Source organism: Anoxynatronum buryatiense, assembly GCF_900182905.1.
Lineage (GTDB): Bacteria > Bacillota > Clostridia > Peptostreptococcales > Tindalliaceae > Anoxynatronum > Anoxynatronum buryatiense.
In genome coordinates, this window is sequence record NZ_FXUF01000017.1 from 45,128 (window position 1) to 64,358 (window position 19,231).

The 19,231-nt window shown below is 51.5% G+C and carries 16 protein-coding genes; 11 read left to right on the plus strand and 5 right to left on the minus strand.

Annotation, left to right across the window (positions count from 1 at the left end; translation table 11 throughout):
- Position 1 precedes the first annotated feature (1 nt).
- Complete coding sequence (locus QOL74_RS16115; protein WP_283410533.1) at positions 2-697, minus strand: Crp/Fnr family transcriptional regulator; 696 nt, start codon at positions 695-697, stop codon at positions 2-4.
- A gap of 144 nt (positions 698-841) precedes the next feature.
- Here QOL74_RS16115 and QOL74_RS16120 point away from each other — a divergent pair, with 144 nt between their 5' ends.
- The 3 genes from QOL74_RS16120 to QOL74_RS16130 all read left to right on the plus strand — a co-directional run bounded on the left by QOL74_RS16120 (position 842) and on the right by QOL74_RS16130 (position 2,058).
- Positions 842-1,468 (plus strand): 4Fe-4S binding protein, encoded by a 627-nt coding sequence (locus QOL74_RS16120; protein ID WP_283410534.1) that lies wholly within the window; start codon positions 842-844, stop codon positions 1,466-1,468.
- A gap of 1 nt (position 1,469) precedes the next feature.
- Positions 1,470-1,631 carry a hypothetical protein gene (locus tag QOL74_RS16125; RefSeq protein ID WP_283410535.1) on the plus strand — a complete coding sequence of 54 codons (162 nt, stop codon included), beginning with the start codon at positions 1,470-1,472 and terminating at the stop codon, positions 1,629-1,631.
- Positions 1,632-1,722: 91 nt separating this feature from the next.
- On the plus strand, positions 1,723-2,058 hold the full coding sequence (locus QOL74_RS16130) for a cupin domain-containing protein (RefSeq protein WP_283410536.1): 336 nt from the start codon (positions 1,723-1,725) through the stop codon (positions 2,056-2,058).
- A 136-nt stretch (positions 2,059-2,194) separates the two neighbouring features.
- Here QOL74_RS16130 and hcp read toward each other — a convergent pair whose 3' ends face one another.
- Positions 2,195-3,841: a hydroxylamine reductase gene (hcp, locus tag QOL74_RS16135; protein WP_283410537.1), complete on the minus strand. Its 1,647-nt coding sequence runs from the start codon at positions 3,839-3,841 to the stop codon at positions 2,195-2,197.
- Positions 3,842-4,237: 396 nt separating this feature from the next.
- On the opposite strand from hcp, the gene QOL74_RS16140 reads away from it, so the two are divergent.
- Positions 4,238-4,618 carry a YbaN family protein gene (locus QOL74_RS16140; protein ID WP_283410538.1) on the plus strand — a complete coding sequence of 127 codons (381 nt, stop codon included), beginning with the start codon at positions 4,238-4,240 and terminating at the stop codon, positions 4,616-4,618.
- A 102-nt stretch (positions 4,619-4,720) separates the two neighbouring features.
- Here the strand turns inward: QOL74_RS16140 and QOL74_RS16145 are convergent, their stop codons facing one another.
- From QOL74_RS16145 to QOL74_RS16155, 3 genes are all read right to left on the minus strand, one after another.
- A complete protein-coding gene (locus QOL74_RS16145) occupies positions 4,721-6,718 on the minus strand; it encodes a methyl-accepting chemotaxis protein (protein WP_283410539.1) in 1,998 nt (665 codons plus the stop codon).
- A gap of 588 nt (positions 6,719-7,306) precedes the next feature.
- Positions 7,307-8,923 (minus strand): amidohydrolase, encoded by a 1,617-nt coding sequence (locus QOL74_RS16150; protein ID WP_283410540.1) that lies wholly within the window; start codon positions 8,921-8,923, stop codon positions 7,307-7,309.
- A gap of 84 nt (positions 8,924-9,007) precedes the next feature.
- Positions 9,008-10,456: an alanine/glycine:cation symporter family protein gene (locus QOL74_RS16155; protein WP_283410541.1), complete on the minus strand. Its 1,449-nt coding sequence runs from the start codon at positions 10,454-10,456 to the stop codon at positions 9,008-9,010.
- Between the two features lie 609 nt (positions 10,457-11,065).
- Between QOL74_RS16155 and QOL74_RS16160 the strand changes: the two genes are divergently transcribed.
- The 7 genes from QOL74_RS16160 (at position 11,066) to QOL74_RS16190 (ending at position 19,229) form a co-directional block, all read left to right on the plus strand.
- Positions 11,066-11,746 (plus strand): TetR/AcrR family transcriptional regulator, encoded by a 681-nt coding sequence (locus QOL74_RS16160; RefSeq protein WP_283410542.1) that lies wholly within the window; start codon positions 11,066-11,068, stop codon positions 11,744-11,746.
- A 92-nt stretch (positions 11,747-11,838) separates the two neighbouring features.
- Positions 11,839-13,572 (plus strand): ABC transporter ATP-binding protein, encoded by a 1,734-nt coding sequence (locus QOL74_RS16165; RefSeq protein ID WP_283410543.1) that lies wholly within the window; start codon positions 11,839-11,841, stop codon positions 13,570-13,572.
- Positions 13,565-15,295: an ABC transporter ATP-binding protein gene (locus tag QOL74_RS16170; protein WP_283410544.1), complete on the plus strand. Its 1,731-nt coding sequence runs from the start codon at positions 13,565-13,567 to the stop codon at positions 15,293-15,295. The genes QOL74_RS16165 and QOL74_RS16170 overlap by 8 nt, the downstream gene beginning before the upstream one ends.
- Positions 15,296-15,351: 56 nt before the next feature.
- A complete protein-coding gene (locus QOL74_RS16175) occupies positions 15,352-15,933 on the plus strand; it encodes an MptD family putative ECF transporter S component (protein WP_283410545.1) in 582 nt (193 codons plus the stop codon).
- Positions 15,933-16,664 carry an energy-coupling factor transporter transmembrane component T gene (locus QOL74_RS16180; RefSeq protein ID WP_283410546.1) on the plus strand — a complete coding sequence of 244 codons (732 nt, stop codon included), beginning with the start codon at positions 15,933-15,935 and terminating at the stop codon, positions 16,662-16,664. The genes QOL74_RS16175 and QOL74_RS16180 overlap by 1 nt, the downstream gene beginning before the upstream one ends.
- Before the next feature lie 64 nt (positions 16,665-16,728).
- Complete coding sequence (locus tag QOL74_RS16185; RefSeq protein WP_283410547.1) at positions 16,729-18,333, plus strand: ABC transporter ATP-binding protein; 1,605 nt, start codon at positions 16,729-16,731, stop codon at positions 18,331-18,333.
- Between the two features lie 137 nt (positions 18,334-18,470).
- Positions 18,471-19,229, plus strand: coding sequence for an ABC transporter ATP-binding protein (locus QOL74_RS16190; RefSeq protein ID WP_283410548.1), 759 nt, complete (start codon positions 18,471-18,473; stop codon positions 19,227-19,229).
- The last annotated feature ends 2 nt before the right edge of the window (positions 19,230-19,231 follow it).

Here is a 19,231-nt window from a genome sequence, read left to right on the forward strand (position 1 = left end):
TTCATTCCAGCATGATGTTCTCCAACTTTTCAAGTTGCAATAAGCGCACATGATGTTTCCAATAATCAATTAACCCATCCCTTTTCATGGCCGCCAGTTCCCGGGACAGAGAAGGGCGGGGCACCCCCAGCTGATCTGCCATTTCCTGACGTGTAAAGGGCAGGTTCAAGTCTGGGGTTTCTTGTTGATGGTGATATTCCAGCAAAAAACTGGCGATTTTCTGCCGGAGACTGCCATAGGAAAGGAGTTTCAGCTTTTCGTTGAGCATCCAGATTTTATCTGACAAAAGCCTCATCAGGTTTTGCAGAAACAAGGGGTGTTGCTGACATAGCCGAAGTACTTCCTGCTGGGGAATTTGAAGCAGGGTAACATCTGTTTGAGCAGACACGGTGGAGGGAAGGCTGCGCTGAGTAAATACCATCAACTCTCCAAAAATATCTCCGGATCTCAGGGTAGTGACTGTGACGGCTTTACCGGATCCATAAATTTTCTTGATGGCCACTTCACCCGACAAGATGATACTGATTTGTCGATAGGCATCTCCTTCCAAGGCGATGAAACTGTCCCGCTGAACAGGCAGAAGTTCATAAACCATGGAATTTAGGATGGTTGAAATCTGCTCCTGGGGAATAGCCTGGAACAAAGAGCAATGTTGCAACACCGGGGAAAAAGTGTTAATGAGAAGCTTGGCTTCCATGAAGAATACCTCCCATATGAAAAAAAGAGAATATAAAAGCCTCTTTTGGTAACTTGCGTTACCGATGTATTGCCTTCAGCATACTATGATGGAGGTACATAGGTCAAGGGCTTCTGTTCTGGCCAATGGAAGGAGGGTTCATCATTGAAGAAGCAAAAATGGATTCAGATATTATTTTTGGTCGTTTTTATCGGTGTGATGATTTCTGGTAAACTTCCGGTTTGGATGCTGATTTTTGGCGCCAGTTTTGTGGCAGCAGCTTTTTTCAGCCGTTTTTACTGCGGATGGGTTTGCCCCATTAACACATTAACAGAAGCAGTAAATTGGTATTACAAGAAAAAGGGCATCACACGAAAACAGGTTCCCGCATGGGTAAAATCACCCCTGCTGCGTTTCATGATCCTGGCGGCGTTCGTTATCATGATCGGGTTAACCCTCCGACTGGGGATCAGAGTGCCTGTTCTACCCTTGATGCTGGTGCTGGGTGTTGTCTTAACCTTGTTTTATGTGCCTGAACTGTGGCACAGGTACCTGTGTCCTTATGGCACCCTGTTAACCTTCCCGGGGTCTGTTGCCAGAAAGAGGTTTTTGGTGGTAGTGGATAACTGTACGGGCTGCAGTATTTGCCAACGGGCCTGCCCTGCAGAAGCCGTTGAAATTTCTGGTGCGCCGAAGAAGGCAATCATCAGCCCTTCCGAATGCCTTGCCTGCACCGCCTGCGCCCAGGCCTGTCCAACCAATGCCATCATCTATGGAAGAGGTGAAGCGTAAGATGTCAACACTCATGGTGATCTACAGTATATTGGCCATAGGGCTGGGGTTGTCTTTGGTTAAAAGTCGCAAGAAAACGCTGATGGCATTCAAAGTGGCAGGAAAAGCAGCGCTGAAGCTGGCTCCAAGCCTGATTGCCATCATTGGTTTGGTGGCTTTTTGATTGAATACCTGATGAAAGACCCTGCTACCCACCACTGGATGAAGGTTAAGGTGGATGAGCTGATTATACCAAAAATGAAAGGATGAGTTGAATGATTGAAAAAGTGTATCAGGTGACGATGACAAACGATAAAACCGTTGAACGGATTGTGGACGATGAGCATGTGAATATCAATCACATGGTGTTGATCAAAGATACGGGTCTGCCGGTGCATGTATCCAATTCCAACGTATATATGGTGATTGTAAGAGGTGCCATGACCATTGGTCTGGACGATGAACCCGCCAACCTGCACCAGGCGGGCGAAATATTGGCTATTCCCTTCAACACCAAGATGGAAGTGGCCAATCAGCATGATGAGGTGTTGGAGTTTTTCGTGCTGAAGTCTCCCAATCCAAAAGACATGCCGCCGGTGAAGCAAATCTAACCACTTAATGAAAGTTCCACAAAAAAACTGCCCACGTCGGGCAGTTTTTTAATGAGGCGGTTTCTGCAGGCGGTGCCAAACAGGGTGCCGGGTTTTCGCAGGATGCCGCAGCAGTATGCGGGGAACAGCGGCGGTCTTACTGCATGAAGGCTTGCAGGTCTTCGTCCACACTGCTGATGGGTGCCAGGTCGAAGTTGTCTACGATCACCTGTGCCACATTGGGGGACAGGAAGCCGGGAAGCGTGGGACCCAGGTGAATGTTCTTGATGCCCAGGGAAAGCAGGGCCAGCAGCACCAGTACGGCCTTCTGCTCATACCAGGCAATGTTGTAGGAAATAGGCAGTTCATTCACATCTTCCAGGCCAAAGGCATCTTTCAGTGCCAAAGCAATCATTACCAGTGAATAAGAGTCGTTGCACTGGCCGGCATCCAATACCCTTGGAATACCGCCAATATCGCCCAGATCCAGCTTGTTGTAACGGTACTTGGCGCAGCCGGCGGTGAGGATCACAGTATCTTTTGGCAGGGCTGCGGCAAAGTCGGTATAGTATTTGCGGGGATTCTGGCGGGCATCACAGCCCCCCATGACAAAGAAACGCTTGATGGCACCGCTCTTCACGGCGTCAATCACCTTGTCTGCCAGTTGCAGCACCTGATGATGGGCGAAGCCGCCATAAATTTCACCGGTTTCCAGTTCCTCCGGTGGTGCACACTTTTTGGCATGCTCAATGAGGGCTGAGAAATCCTTGGGCTGGCCGTTCACCCTGTCGGGGATAAAGGCGCAGTCGGGGAATCCCACAGCATTGGTATTGTAAACCCGGTCTTTGTAGCTGTCTCGGGGCGGTACCAGGCAGTTGGATGTCAACAGAATGGGGCCGTTAAACTTTTCGAACTCCACATTCTGATGCCACCAGGAACCGCCGTAGTTGCCCACGAAATGGTCATATTTTTTAAAGGCAGGGTAGGAGTTGGCCGGCAGCATTTCACTGTGGGTGTACACATCCACCCCGGTGCCTTTGGTCTGCTCCAGCAGCTCTTCCATGTCTTTCAGGTCGTGGCCGCTGATGAGAATTCCCGGGTTCTGACCCACGCCGATGTTCACCTTGGTGATTTCGGGGTGACCATAGGAGCCGGTGTTGGCGTCATCCAGCAGTTTCATGGCCTGCACGCCCACGCGTCCCGTCTCCAGGGTAAGGGCCACCAGATCATCCACTGTCAGGGTGACATCTGTCAGCTTGGCCAGGGTTTCCTGCATAAAGTCATCCACCTGGGGGTCCTCATATTTCAGATTGTTGGCATGGTGGGTATAGGCAGCCATTCCCTTTAATCCATAGGTGATCATCTGTTTCAGGGAGCGAATGTCCTCCGGCTCCATGGCCAGTACGCCCACTGTGGCCGCCTTGGCTTCCATGGCTTCTTCGGTATCGGCGAACCAGGTGGTCTCATCCCGTTCAGGCACCTTCACATCGGGAGCCACTTTCGCCAGTTGTTGTTTCAGGCTGTCCCGCAGGGCCAGTCCCTGGCGTATTTTTTCCATAAAAACAGCCTTGTCAAAGTTGGCGTTGGTGATGGTGGCAAAAAGACCATAGAGAACAAAGTGGTCTACTTCTTCAGACCGGTGGCCCAGCTTGTTCAGTTCGCTGCTGTAGAGGGAAATACCTTTGATGGTGTGGATCATCAGGTCCTGAATGTTGGCCACATCCGGCTTCTTTCCGCAGACCCCCACCTTGGTACATCCGGTATTATTGACGGTTTCCTGACACTGATAACAGAACATACTCATGAATGAAATCCTCCTTTTTCGGTTTTCGTGAAAAGGGTACCGTTACGTGTGTGTTTTGTTCACAGGTGTCTTTCGTCTGTTTGAACCCACCTCCTGTACAAAATTGAAAGCGATACAGCAAATCATCACTCAAATACTTAAATACATTCACATCATACCCATCACAGGAAAAAAACAACACCAATAAGATGAATATAGAATAATATGCTGACAATACCGGAAGAGGTGATGGAGAAGAAGCTGGCATTGGCGACATGCCTGTGGAACGAGAAAAGAATCTGGTTAAATAGTCCTGAAAAAGGTATAATAGTAGCGAAATGCTTCAATACACCCTTGAGCGGGTGTAAAATGAAAAAGTCGCATGAATGTATGCGTTGTTGGAAAGGACGAATTTTCATGATGACCGGATTTAAAAGGGGCCTGCTCATTGCGGCGGGGCTTCTTTCGCTGGTGTTGGGCACCATTGGCATTTTACTGCCGGTGCTGCCCACCACGCCGTTTTTACTGCTGTCCTCTTACTGCTTTCTCCGCAGCTCGGAACGACTTCATCACTGGTTGCTGCACCATCCCCTCTTTGGCCGGTACATTTACCACTATCTGGAGCACGGGGCAGTGAAAAAAAGCGCCAAAATAACGGCTATTGCATTGCTGTGGCCGTCGCTGCTGTTTTCCATGTATTTGGTGGGCAAACCCTGGGTGGCGGTCATGCTGGTGATCATCGGCAGTGCCGTCACCTGGCACATTCTTTCGCTGAAAACTTACCGGGAGAATAGCTGAAGACAAAGGGCTTTGGCCCGGCCAGCTGATTCCAATAAAAGAACCGGGAAAAATAACCCGGTTCTTTTTCATGAGAGTACTTGCGGAAGGTTTGTGGAATGTCTAGAATCTAAATTTTTTGATGTGATGCTGCATTTCTTCAGCAAGATCGGCCAGGGTTTCGCTGGCTCGTGAGATATCGTCCATGGCAGCAGTTTGCTCCTCAACAGATGCAGAAGCTTCCTGGGTTCCCGCGGCATTTTCTTCAGAAATCGCCGACAGGTTTTCCATGACTGCAATGATTTCATCTTTCTTGTCGGCCATCTGATGACTTGCGTTGTTGAGATCGCCAATGACTTGCTGCATATGAGCGATGGCATCACTAATGCCAAGGAACTTCTCGTGGGTTTTTCGAACGCTGTCATTCTGCTCATCGGCCATGGATTCCACCTCTTGCATGGTGGTGACGGCGTGGGCGGTTTTGTCGGTGAGGACGTTGATGATCGTGTCGATTTCTTTGGTGAACTCGCTGGACTGCTCTGCCAGTTTGCGGATTTCGTCTGCCACGACGGCAAAGCCTCTGCCGGCTTCTCCGGCCCGGGCAGACTCAATGGCTGCATTCAGGGCCAGCAGATTGGTTTGTTCGGCGATGCTCTTGATCATGGCACTGGCAGATTGAATCTGATGAGCGCTTTCATTGGTGGTCTTCACGATTTCCGTCACTTCTTTGGAGGCTTCCTGGTTTTGGCGGGATTTTGTCACCACAAGGTTTAAATTCTCCAGGCCTTCTTCTTTGAGGGTGACCACATGATTGGTTGAGTCATTCAGTGAATGCATGTGCTGTTGATCCTGTTCAATGAGTTTGCCCAAATCAGTAATGAGATTGACGCCGGATTCGGTGTCCTGCGCCTGGTCAGATGCACCCCGGGCAATTTCTTCAATGGTTTTGGCCACTTCCATGGCGGCGGTGGCAGACTGTTCTGTGGTGGCTGTTAATTCTTCTGATGAAGCGGCAACATGCTGAGAACTGTCGGCAATACTGCGAATCAGCGTAATGAAGTTTTCCTGCATCGCTGAAAGTGATCGGGAAATAATGCCGATCTCATCTTTTCGATTCACATACCGGCTGGCAAGATCACTCTCCTGAGTAGTCAGGTCATACTGAGATAATCGCTGGATGGTGTCGGACAAAGCCACGATGGGAGTGGCGATGGATTTGCCGAGAACAAAAGCGATGATGGCAGCAATGAGGAAGATGACTATCAGCAAAATGATGAGAGCGGTCAAAGCGCGAGTGACAGCCTGGCCAATAATGGACTGACTCACGGTGGTAACCACCTGCCAGTCGATGTGGTTCACGGGGCTGGCGATGACAAAGCGGCGGTCGCCCGCTTCTTCAACGAAAGTCAGCTGGGCATCACTGCTGATGATTTCATTCAGCTCGCCGCCATACACTTCGGAGACGCTTGCCACATGGTCTGGGGTGATGAGAGCGGCATCAGGGTGTGCCACCAGACTCCCGTTGCCTTCAGCCAGAAAAACTGTCATGAAGTCTGATGTATTGGCGCTTTGAATGATGTTAGTAACGGTGTCGATGGTGATGTCAGAGGCAGTCACGCCCAACAGGCCGCCTTGGGGAGTGCGAACAGCTTTGGCAGCAGTGATGACCATATCCCCTGTTTGGGCGTCGATGTAAGGTGAGGTAAAAATGGTATCCTGTGACTGGGCGGCGGCAATGTACCAGGGGCGGCCCGTCCAGTCCCAGGTTGCATCAGGAACCCAGCCGTCACCGGAGAAAAAGCCGGATTTGTTGTCGTACCCAAAATAGACTGTCATTGTGTGGGGATTGCGGCTGGTTTGCTGCTGCATGTAGGGGAGCAGTTCAATATTGTTCTGTTCAAGGATGAGAGTTGTTTGAGCGGTTTCGTCCATGAATACCATTTGCTGTGCAATAAAATCATTGATCTCAATGGTGACGGAGGAAGCTACGCCTTCTGTGACAGAAAACTGTCCTTCGGTCACCAGGTTACGCACCATAGAAGCGGTCAGTAACCCGAGTGTCAGAAAACTAACCAATAGAATTCCAATCACAATCAAGGGGAGTTTTTGTTTAATCGACATACTATACCTCCTTCAATTGAGTAATCAGACAACCTTTTTAAATCGCTAAACTGTTTAAAAATACGGAATCGCAAAAAGTTGCATCGGCTCCTTTCCGAAGTGGTATTGGAAGCAGGGGGAAAATGAAGCGGAGAGCATCGTCAAGTCACACTGGTAGGACAATAGAATAGGCGCACAAAGAAACTGCCGGTGACGCCACTTGATCATTGCAGCTTAAGGCGTCCATTTATGGCTGCAGGTCATACCCTTTAGATATTTGCACAGGCATAGTAAGTGCTATCATTAATGATACCCCAAATTCAACAAAAAAACGACGCAAGTCTTTTGAATGTCGGAAAAAAGCATGCTCAGAGGTGTCGAAGAGAATGGGGAGATGGCTGATTTAAATGCTTCGCAAGGACGAAGTCATTTCCATTCATCAAAAAAAGTCTACTTTCGTAGACTTCAGACGGCAGCTATAAGAAGATGAAGGCAAGGGATTTGCTAAAGGGCAGCCCTTACCAAATCCCTTTGTCTTCAACTGGAATATTTTTCTTTCGCAAACTTATCGAAGCAATATGGTGGTTTATGATCAACGAACGAAAGTCGTTACAGTACCCTGCCATCAAAAATGGTCATGGTCACCTGAATATCCTTGATGTCGTCGGGGGATACGTCGAAGGGATCCTGGTCAAGCACTGCCAGATCTGCCAGCTTGCCCACTTCCAAAGAGCCCTTCTCCGACTCCTCGAAAGTGGCGAAGGCCCCTTCCATGGTATAGCCGTAAACAGCCTCTTGGAGAGTCAGTGCCTGCTGGGGCAGCCAGCCGCCTGCCGGGTTTCCCTGCAGGTCTTTTCGTGTGACAGCTTCGTAAATTCCCTGCATCACATTGAAGGTTTCCACGGGGGCGTCGGAACCGCATGGCGCATGGATGCCCCGGCGCGCCATCTCCTTCCAGTTGTAAGAAGTCTGTTCCCGCTCTTCCCCCACCCTGTCCCGCACAATGGTCCAGTCATAATCCAGAAAAATCGGCTGAATATAGGCCAAAGCATTCAGAGAGACAAACTGATTCAGCAGGGTTTCGTTGGTGATCTGGGCATGCACAATGCCGTGGCGGTGGTCTGCTCGGGGATGATTGGCCAGTGCCTTCTCAATGGCTTCGAAAGCCATGGACATGCCCCGGTCGCCGATGCCGTGGATGGCTGTCTGAAAACCCGCATCATGGGCCATGGCCACCAGTTCATTCAGGGTTTCCTGGCTGGCAGTGGTGATGCCCCGGTTGTCGGGATCATCGCTGTAAGGCTGGTGCAGGGCTGCGGTTCGCGCTCCCAGAGAGCCGTCAATGAGCAGCTTCAACGGGCCGATTTTAAAGTACGGGTCACCCCAGCCGGTGACATAACCCTTGTCGATGAAGTCCTGGAGCCGCTTTTTTTCTGGAAGCAGGCACTGTTCGTACACCCGGACGGTGCACTGGCCATCGGCTGCCAGCTCCTGGTAAGCGGCGATCACCTTTTCATAATCGCTCTGGGGCAGAGCCTCGAAATCGTCGCTGCCCACAGAGGTGATGCCGCAGGCATTGAGAGCCTTAGAAGCCGAGAGAATCATCTGCTTGATGGCTTTCATGGAGGGGGTGGGAATGGCATTGTACACCACCCGCATGGCGTCTTCCCGAAAAATTCCCAGAGGCTCGCCGCTGGCATCCACATCAAAGTGGCCGCCGGGAAACTGGGGTGTTTCACGGGTGATGCCCAGCAGAGCCAGCGCCTTTGAGTTCACCACCAGCACATGGCCGCAGGTGCGGGTGAGGCAAATGGGGTGCTGGGTGGAGATGCGGTCAAGGTCGTAACGGGTGGGAAAGACCTTTTCGCCGGAAAAATGATCCTGATTCCATCCCCGGCCCCGCACCCAGGTGCCGGGAGAGATCACCTGCTGATCCATGAAATCCCCCACCCGGTTCAGCAGGGCGTTCAGGGAATCGGTGCCGGCAAGGTTTGCCATGGTGAGGGAATAGCCGTAGCTGAGAAGATGCATGTGGCTGTCATTGAAGCCGGGAAAAACTGCCTGGCCCTTCAGGTCAATCACCTGGGTCTGGCTGGTTTTTTCTGCCAGCAGCGCCTCGGTGCTGCCCAGGGCGGCGATGCGCTGCCCGCTGATTCCCAGCGCTTCCACCTGTGGCTGCCGGGGGTTCATGGTATGAATGCGTCCGTTGATCAATAGCAAGTCCATGAAAATCACCTCCTGTAAATGATAAACGAGAGCGGCCAGATGTGTTGAACGCTTCTGGCCGCTGCAGGGTGCTATGGAACAGGATCAGGAGCGCTTGGCCGGGTCATCCTCGTAAAATACCTTGAAGTTGCGGTCGAAGTCCCCGTCGCCCAGATGACGCCCCCGGTAATCCTTCACCAGGTGAATGAAAGTGGGGCTGAGCACGAGGATCACCAGCACGTTGATAAAGGTGGGAATGGCAGAGGTTAAATCGGCAAATAACCAGAGGGTGGCCCCGGGAAGCTCGCCATATACTGCCAACAGCACCATAATAATGCCGGGAACAGGATAAGTCCAGCGGTAGATCTTCAGGATGTTGTCTTTCGCGCTCACATTGTTGCGGAACAGGTGGCGCAGCAGAATCTCGTAGTAAGCATACCAGCCGGTGGTGGTGGTCAGACCAAAGAGGAAGACGGATACCGCAATGAGATAACGGCCCGGGGTGCCGATTTCCATTTCAAAGGCTGAAAGGGTCAGGGTGGCACCGGAAGCGCCGGAGGTCCAGGCCCCGGTCATAACGATTACCAGCGAAGTGATGGTACACACAATGATGGTATCCACGAACACTTCGAAGGCTCCCCACAGTCCCTGGCGAACCGGGTGGTCGGTGCGGGCGGTGGAATGGATCATTGGAGAAGTACCCCAGCCGGCCTCGTTGGAATAGACACTTCTGGCCATGCCCATCTGAATGGCTCTGGCCATGGCAGCTCCGGCGAAGCCGCCCACGGCGGCGGTACCGGTGAAGGCACCGGTGACAATTTGAGCCATCGCCCCAGGCAGGTTGGCAATGTCTTTAATGATGATAAAGAGGCCCGCGAGAACATAAAAGACTGTCATGAAAGGCACCAACCGGCCGGCTACCTTGCCCAGGCTGGGAATTCCGCCGCTGATGATCAGATAAACAAGGGCAATGTAGGCGACTGAAACCGCCAGCAGAGGAATGCCAAAGGTGTTTCCGACGGCTTCGGAAACGGTGTAGTTTTGCATGGTAATGAAAAAGGTGGAAAAAATGCCGGCGCCGAAGATGAAGGCCAGAATGGGCCAGCCTTTGAAATGCTTTTCGATGCCCAGGCCTTTTTCCATGTAGAAAGTGGGGCCGCCGTAGGGGTTGCCCACTTCATCCTTTGAGCGGTAGTAGACGGCCAGGGTGACTTCCGCCATTTTAATGACCATGCCCACCAGTGCGGCGATCCACATCCAAAAGACAGCGCCGGGGCCGCCAACGGCAATGGCAGTGGCTACGCCGCCAATGTTACCTACGCCCACTGATCCGCCAATGGCGGTGGAAACCGCTTCAAAAGGAGATAAAAGTCCGTCTGTCCCTTCGCCTTCATGCCGCTTCAACAGCTTTCCGAAGGTTTGCTGCCAGATGTGTCCAAACTTGAGAAATTGAAAAAATCCGGTTGCCACTGTGAAATAAATCCCGGTGCCAAGAATTGTGACGATGAGGGGAAGGCCCCACAACCACCCAACCACTTTTTCCAACAATTCCATTGATGATGCCTCCTTTAAATGAGTTAAAATCTTCTGACAGTTTTTCAATTCAACAGTAATCCCAAAAGAAAGAGTTGTAAAGAGTGGAAAATATTCCCGGAATTATTCGAAATGAAAAAATTGTGTGTTGAATCAACATTATTTTGAATCGGGTGCAATTAATTTATGGAGAAAAAAATTGCCGTATAGCAGGTTGAATACAACACCAGAAGAAAGATACTCAATTTTCAATCTTTTATCGAGAAGAAAGCAAAAAGAAAGAATCGAGATGGAATATTTCATGAATGAAAGTGCCCTTCTTACAAAACGGGCAACTGCATAAATGCAACACGCGTGTCGATAAAAGCCAATTATCCGAATTAAGCGAAAATATTAACGCGTTAAACCGATAAAGATCATAGCGGTGAATCAAAATACAAAAAACCATTGACAGATAAAATGAAGAAGAATAGAATGATGATGAAAATCGTTATCAAATAACACGAAGCGATCCGGCAAGGGCTTTTTTATTTAGCCTTAAACCGACGTTGGCGTCGGTTTAGTACAGTTACAGTTGCAGTTACAGCCGCAGCCGCAGTCACTGTCATAGTCGCTGACGTTGGGGCAGCATTGAAAGAGGAGGGGATTCATATTCCGCGCAAAAGCAGTGAAGAACGTAAAAAAGAAATTTGGCTGGCAGCCAAGGAGGTGTTTCTGGAAAAGGGTTATGAGCGAACCACCATGGAAGATATCATTGCCAGAACCAGCCTGTCAAAGGGGGGCATGTATCATTACTACAGCCGCACCAAAGATATTCTCTTCGATATTTTGTGGTCTCACAATGAAACCTATTTGGAAATCAACATTCATCAGGAAATTCTGGAAAAAAAGATCAGTTTCCAGCAGCAGATGGAACTGATGCTGGACGCCATTGTGGACAAAATGTGCCGCACAACGCCAGAACGTCGGCTCTTTGCCATCTTCATGTCTCAAATGGTGCATGATGCCGAGATTCAGGAAGTGTTTCTGAAGCTGGAAGATTATTTTCTCCGGGGGCTGTGCCACCGTCTGGGGATTGAGGGTGACCCGCAGCAGCAACTGCAACTCCGGTCTATCAGCCGGATGATCAACGGTTTCACCCTGTTTCAGAACATCCTGCCTTACCCGGAACTGCTGACTAGTCATCAGGAAGAGGTGCGGCAGATGATCCGGCAGCAGCTGCAGGTGTTTTTACAGCAGGAAAACCGTGCAATCAAGACCGCATCAACAACAACAACAAACCCGGCGGCCGCCAAGGTGACGGCAGTTTAACAGCGCTTGAGCGGCGGTTTAGCAGCAATTGAGCGGTGTTTTAGCGATTCTTGAATGGAAAGTGTGACATCGGGTTTTGAAAGGAGACACTTATGAAATCATCCAACCTGTCTTTCATTTTATCCCATGCAGGCAAGCAGAAATACAAAATGTACGCATCAGTGGTTTTCAGTGTGTTGACCGCTCTTATGAATCTGGTTCCCTTCATTCTCATTTACAAAATACTGGAAACCCTTTTGGGCGGCGGAGGACAGACCGACGGTGTGGGCAGGCTGGTGGCCTGGACGGCCCTGGCGGCAGTGCTGCACATGATCTTCCTCCTTCTCTCGCTGGCCTTTTCCCACATGGCCGCCTTTTCCATTCTCCACGAAATTCGGGTGAAGGCCATGGATCATATGGGAAAACTGCCCCTGGGATTTTTCAGAAAACACAGTACCGGCCACATTAAAAAAGCCATTGACGAAGATGTGGAAAAACTGGAGCTGTTCATCGCCCATCAAATACCAGACCTGGCCGAGGCGGTGGTGACTCCCCTCCTGGTGATCATCTACCTGGTGTCACTCCACTGGCCCATGGCATTGTTCCTGCTGATTCCGCTGATCTTCAGTTTTTTGTCCCAGATGTTGATGTATCAGGGACGGGCAGATATGATGCGGGAATATACCACCCTGCAGGGAAAGCTACATAGCACCATTGTGGAATATATTCGGGGTATTGCTGTTTTCAAGGCCTTTAACCTGACGGCAAGATCGTTTCATCAGTACACAGAAACCACCAAAAAATACCTGGAGTTCTGGATTAAATGTACCTACGACACCATGTCCTACTATACCGTCGGCTTGCTTCTCATTGATTCCGGGCTGATCTTCACCATTCCCGCCGGGGGCATTCTCTTCCTGCGGGGCAGTCTCAGCGGCGCGGCCTATGTGATGTTCCTGCTGCTGTCATCTGTCTTTCTTCAATCCTTCAGAAAGCTGCTGGAGCTGGGAATGAACCTGTCCATGCTTCTGGCCGGGGCCAATCAGATCAGGGGAATTCTGGAAGCCGAACCCCAGAGAGATCAACAGCAGGGAGCCTTGTCGGAGTTGTCGGGAAACGTCGCCATCAACAATCTCAGCTTTGCCTATGAAAACGAAGATGTGCTGAAACAGGTGAATCTGCAGATTCCCGCCGGTTCGTCCGTTGCACTGGTGGGCCCCTCCGGGTCTGGCAAAACCACACTGGGGCTTCTGTTGGGACGGTTTTATGATGCACCTCACGGGGCCATCACCATTGACGGTATTCCCATTGACGACATTCCCGTGAAAACCCTGATGGACCAAACGGCCTTTGTCTTTCAGGATGTGTTCATGCTCAATGACACCATTTTCAACAATATCAGGCTGGGCATGGATAAAACCCGGGAAGAAGTGGAGGCCGCCGCCCAAAAAGCCCAGATTCATGACTTCATCATGTCCCTGGAAAATGGATATGAAACCGTGCTGGGAGAAGGAACCGGCATTAAACTCTCCGGCGGTGAAAAACAGCGGATTTCCATTGCCCGGGTGTTTCTGAAAGATGCCCCCCTGGTGGTGCTGGATGAAATCACTTCGTATTCAGACATCGACAACGAAGCCCGCATTCAGCAGGCCATGCAAAAGCTGCTGGAAAACCGTACGGCAATCATCATCGCCCACCGTCTCTACACCATTAAAAATGTGGACCAGATTGTGGTGCTGGATCACGGGCGCATCATCGAACAAGGCACCCACGAAGTGCTCATGGCGAAAAGAAAGATATATCATTCCCTGTGGTATAAGGGTGAAGGAGGTGTGCGCAGTGCTTAAAAAAGTACAACGCTTAACAAGTCCCGAAAGCTACCGCAAGTATCGTTCTCATGTCTACCAGGTGCTGCTGGATGCCATCTTTCATGCCTTTGTGTATGGCATGCTCTTTTTCGCACTGGTGGATCTGGTCACCGGCACGGTGACTTTTGAAAAACTCCGGAACTACACGGTCATTATGGTGACAGCCAGCGTCGTTCGGTTCATGGTGCTGAACAAAGGGTACACCGGTCTTCAGGTGGAGGGAGCCAAAATCATCGCCGACCTGCGTATTCGCATGGGCGATACGGTTCGAAACCTGCACATGGGCTATTTCAACCAGAATAACATTGGCGAACTGACCAATATCATGACCAACGACCTTCGGGATTTTGAACAGCTGATTACCCATATGATTCCCGGCATTACCAAGCAGGCCATTCTCAGCGTGTATCTGGCGCTGGTGATGGTGTACCTGAATCCCCGCATCGGCATCATTCAGGTGGCGCTGCTCCTGGCGTGCATTCCCCTGGGCTATTATGCCGGTAAGCGGGTGAAAGCGGCGGGGAGGCAGGCCAAAACCATCCGGGCCCAGATGCTGTCCCGCATCATTGAGTATGCCTCAGGTATTGAAGTGTTCAAGTCGTGCCACATGCTGGGAGACCGGTTCCCCAAAATGCGCCGGTCGGTGGATGAACTGAAGGTGGAGTCCATCCGTATGGAACTGGCAGGGGTTCCCTTCATTGCCCCCATGCAAATTCTCATCGGACTGTCACTGCCGGTGGCGCTTTACCTGGCCTACCTGGATTTTTCCGCCGGTGGCATGGACGCCCAGCAACTGGTGATGATTCTGGTGGTGTCACTGGCCCTGACCACCGTCAGCAAGGGTTTTTCCCAGCTTTATGTGGAAACCCGGTACTATACCCTTTCCGTTGATAAACTGCTGGCAGTGGTGGATGCCGAACCCATGCCCTTTACCACCACCGTCTTTCAGCCCCGGCATCACGACATTGTGTTTGAAGGCGTCAACTTTGCCTACCGGGAAGATCAGGAAGTACTGAAAAACATCTCCTTTACAGCAAAACGCAATGAAATGACGGCACTGGTGGGAGCCAGCGGCAGCGGCAAATCCACGGTGATGAACCTCATTGCCCGTTTCTGGGATCCCCGGGAAGGGCGCATCACCATCGGCGGCACCGATATTCGCAAGGTATACCCAGACAGCCTTATGGCGCAAATCAGCATGGTTTTTCAAGACGTTTACCTGATTCGGGACACCATTTACGAAAACATTCGCATGGGCAATCCCCGTGCCACCGAAGAAGATGTGTACCGGGCAGCCCGGCTGGCTCACTGCCACACCTTCATACAGGCCCTGCCTGATGGCTACAACACGGTGATTCACGAAGGGGGAAGCACCCTTTCCGGCGGAGAAAAACAGCGGGTATCCATTGCCCGTGCCCTGCTGAAAGACGCACCCATTATTTTGCTGGACGAAGCCACGGCTTCCCTGGATGCCGACAACGAGTTTGAAATTCAACAGGCGATCCGCACCCTCACCAGCAACAAAACCGTGGTGGTCATAGCCCATCGGTTGCACACCATTCAGGATGCGGAGCAAATCATCGTGTTTGATGAAGGCGAAATTCTGGAGAAGGGTTCCCACGATGAACTGATGAAACAGCAAGGTACCTATGAGCACATGTACCGGTCGATGGTGCAGGCAAAAGAGTGGGTCATTGCATAAAGCGCATCATGAATGTAAAAAAACATCAACTGGAATAAACAGGAGGCGTTGCGCACATGAATCGTAAGCTGGAAGTCAAAGACCTGATTACCATCGGGGTCTATACAGCCATTTATTTTGTGGTGTTTTTTATGTGCGGCATGCTGGGGTACATTCCCGTGTTTATGCTGCTCATCCCCTTCATCTGCCCCTTTGTGGCAGGCATTCCCTTTATGCTGTACCTGACAAAGGTGGACCGCTTTGGCATGGTCACCATCACCGGCCTGATCTGCGGGATCATGATGTTTCTCACAGGTATGTCCTGGCCGCCCATCTTCACTGGCATCGGCTTTGGCCTGCTGGCAGATTTCATTCTTAAGTCCGGCCGCTACCAAAGCGCCGGAAAAACAGTGCTGGCCTATACTGTCTTCAGTATTTGGCTCATGGGAGCCATGCTGCCCCTGTATTTCATGCGGGACAGCTACTTTGCAGCCATGATTCCCACCTATGGACAGGAATATGTGGACATCCTCATGGCCTATACCCCAGCCTGGTCATTTTATGCCCTGACAGTGACAGCGGCATTGGGAGGGCTCTTCGGTGCCCTGCTGGGCAAGTCGGTGCTGAAAAAACACTTTATCAGGGCGGGGCTGGTGTAATGCCGCGGGAGCTGATGCAAAGCAGCCCTGCCCAGGGGCGCTTCTCCCTTGATCCCCGGTCAAAATTACTCTTGCTGCTGACGGGAAGCACCATTCTCATTGCCGGTTCACCCCAGGGAATCATGACCTATATCCGGCCGGTCTTTGTGCTGCTGCCGCTGGCACTCTTGTTTCTGTCGGGCCGCAGCCGGGTGGCCGGGCGGTTCGCCCTCATCTATCTGGCGGCCCTGCTGGCAGAGCAGGTGCTCCTCCCCCTGGTCAGCGGCCTGGGGGGCTTTCTGCTGGTGGCGGTGCTGGGCATTCTCACCCGCTTCATTCCCAGCCTGGCCCTGGGGTACTATATGGTGTCCACCACCACTGTCAGCGAATTTATCGCCGCCATGGAACGCATGCGTATTCCCCGGCAGGTGGTGATTCCCTTTGCCGTGATGTTCCGGTTTTTTCCAACAGTGCTGGAAGAATCCCGGGCCATTGGTGATGCCATGCGCATGCGGGGCATCGGCGGTATCAGACTGTTGAAAAACCCGTTGACAATGCTGGAATATCGCCTGGTTCCCATGATGATGACAACGGTGAAAATAGGAGAAGAACTCTCGGCATCGGCCCTTACCCGGGGGCTGGGAAACCCGGTGGCCCGCACCAACATCTGCCGTCTTCGGTTCGGTGTGGTGGATGCCCTGCTGTCAGCCATGGCAGTGGCGGCGTTTGCCTGCTTTCTCACAACGGTTTAAAGGTGGCAGAAAAACAAAGCAAAGAAAGACGGCAGCAAAACAAAGAAAGGAGGCTTGCTTTTCCATGATTGAGCTGAAAAATGTCTCCTTCACATACGCCCGGGGAGACGGGGAAAACGGCCTGCAGGGGATTAACCTGAAAGTGGAACGGGGAGAGGTGGTACTGCTGTGCGGCACATCAGGCTGCGGAAAAACCACCCTGACCCGGCTCATCAACGGACTGATTCCCCATTATTATGAAGGAATGCTCGAGGGTGAGGTGACGATCAACGGCCAGGCCGTTTCGCAGCTGCCCCTTTATGAACTGGCAAAAATGGTGGGCTCTGTTTTCCAAAATCCCCGATCTCAGTTTTTCAACGTGGATACCACCAGCGAACTTGCCTTTGGCTGCGAAAACCAGGGGCTTCCCCGGGAAGTTATCGAAGCCAGACTGCACACAACAGTATCTGATTTTAAGCTGCATTCGCTGATGAACCGCAGCCTGTTTCACCTCTCGGGTGGTGAAAAGCAGAAAATTGCCTGCGCCTCGGTGACGGCGTGTCACCCGGAGAAATTTGTGCTGGATGAACCCTCATCCAATCTTGACACCGCTGCCATTGAAGATTTGCGGCGGTTCATGGAGCAATGGAAGGCCCTGGGAAAAACCATCATCATTGCAGAACACCGGCTTGCCTTCCTCCGAAACCTGGTGGACCGGGCGGTGTACCTGAAAAATGGCAGTATTGTGCGGGAATTCACTGCCCGGCAGTTCCGCGCCTTATCTGCCGACGAATTGGAAACCATGGGAATGCGCCCCCTCTGCCTGAAAGAACTAAAAGCAGCCCAGCCGGCTGGTGCAGATCAGCGGCTGACAGAGGCGCAAGAGAGCACCCCCTTGGCGGAGGAGAATCACCACCTGTGCCTGTCCCGTTTTGAATTTGCCTATCATTCGTCAGAGCCGGTACTTCGGATGGAGAACTTAACCATACCTAAAACCGGCGTCACCGCCATCATTGGGGATAATGGCGCAGGAAAATCCACCTTTGCCCGGTGCCTGTGCGGCCTGGAAAAGCGCTGCTCCGGCCTGGTCACCATGGGGGGCATACACTGGGGTGGAAGAGAACGTCTGAAACGATGCTACATGGTGATGCAGGATGTGAACCACCAGTTATTTGCCGAAAGCGTGATGGAGGAAGTGTTGCTGAGCATGCAGCGGCAGAAAACGAAAGAAGCAACAAAAATAACAAAAGCAACAGAAACACCAGAAGCAAAGGCAGAAATTATTTTAAAGAGTTTGAACCTGCTGCATCTGAAAGAACGGCATCCCATGTCTCTTTCAGGTGGTCAGAAGCAGCGGGTGGCCATTGCCGGTGCCGTTGCTTCCCATAAAGACATCCTTATTTTTGATGAGCCCACCAGCGGGCTGGATCTCGTTCACATGAAAGAGGTGGCGGCGGTGCTGGCCCAGCTGCGGCGCATGGGGAAAACCATCCTGATCATCTCCCATGACCTGGAACTCATCTTAAAAAGCTGCACCCATGTGGTTTGCCTTGAAAAAGGGCGGGTGACCGACAGCTATCCACTGAATGGAGTTGGCGTCAACAAACTGAAAGCCTTTTTTGGAAGCGGCACGGTGTCTTCAGAACCTGTGGAGATAGAGGCTGTGGTGGCAAGGGCTGTGGGCCATTAAGTGCTGAAATGACAGATGTAACACCCCGCACCTGAGTGTCACCCCTGTCATGGGATACAAAAGAACACGATAGAACACGATAAAACGATAGAACACGATAAAACGATAGAACACGATAGAAAGGAAAGGTGACGGTCATGCCGGCCGATACGAATATCCTTGAAATAGAAGCACTCTGCGTTGAAGCAGGGGGCAAAGAACTGTTGCATCATCTTGATCTTGCGATTCCGGAAGGGGAGGTACATGCACTTTTAGGGCAAAATGGCAGTGGAAAAACAACACTGATGATGACCATTATGGGCTATTCAGGCTATCAGGTAACCCATGGTGAAATTCGCTTTAAAGGCCAGGATATCACAGCGCTTAATGTCACCCAGCGGGCCCGGCTGGGCATCGGTATTGCCATGCAGCGCCCGCCAACCATTCAGGGAGTGACACTGAGCAAGCTGTTGGCATATGAACTGGAACATACAAGGGCGCCTGCTGATATGGCAGAACTGGCCAAAATCGCTGAAATAGAACCGTTTTTGAACCGCAGCATCAATGACGGGCTTTCAGGCGGAGAAATCAAGCGGGCAGAGCTGGCACAGCTTCTGGCAATGTCGCCGGCGTTTTCCATGATGGACGAACCAGATTCGGGAGTGGACATTGAAGCACTCTCACTGGTGGGAAAACTGATTCATCGGCTGTTCTCACCGGATGAAAAGCACCCGGTGAAAAGAAAGGCAGGGCTGATCATCACCCACGGGGGTCATGTGCTGAACCAGTATCCCATCGATAAGGCACATGTCATGCACGACGGGAAGATCGGTTGTTCGGGAAATCCGGCCATGATCATAGAGGCTATTGGCGCCTCTGGTTATGAAGCGTGCGTTCGCTGCATGGAAACGAGGTGATT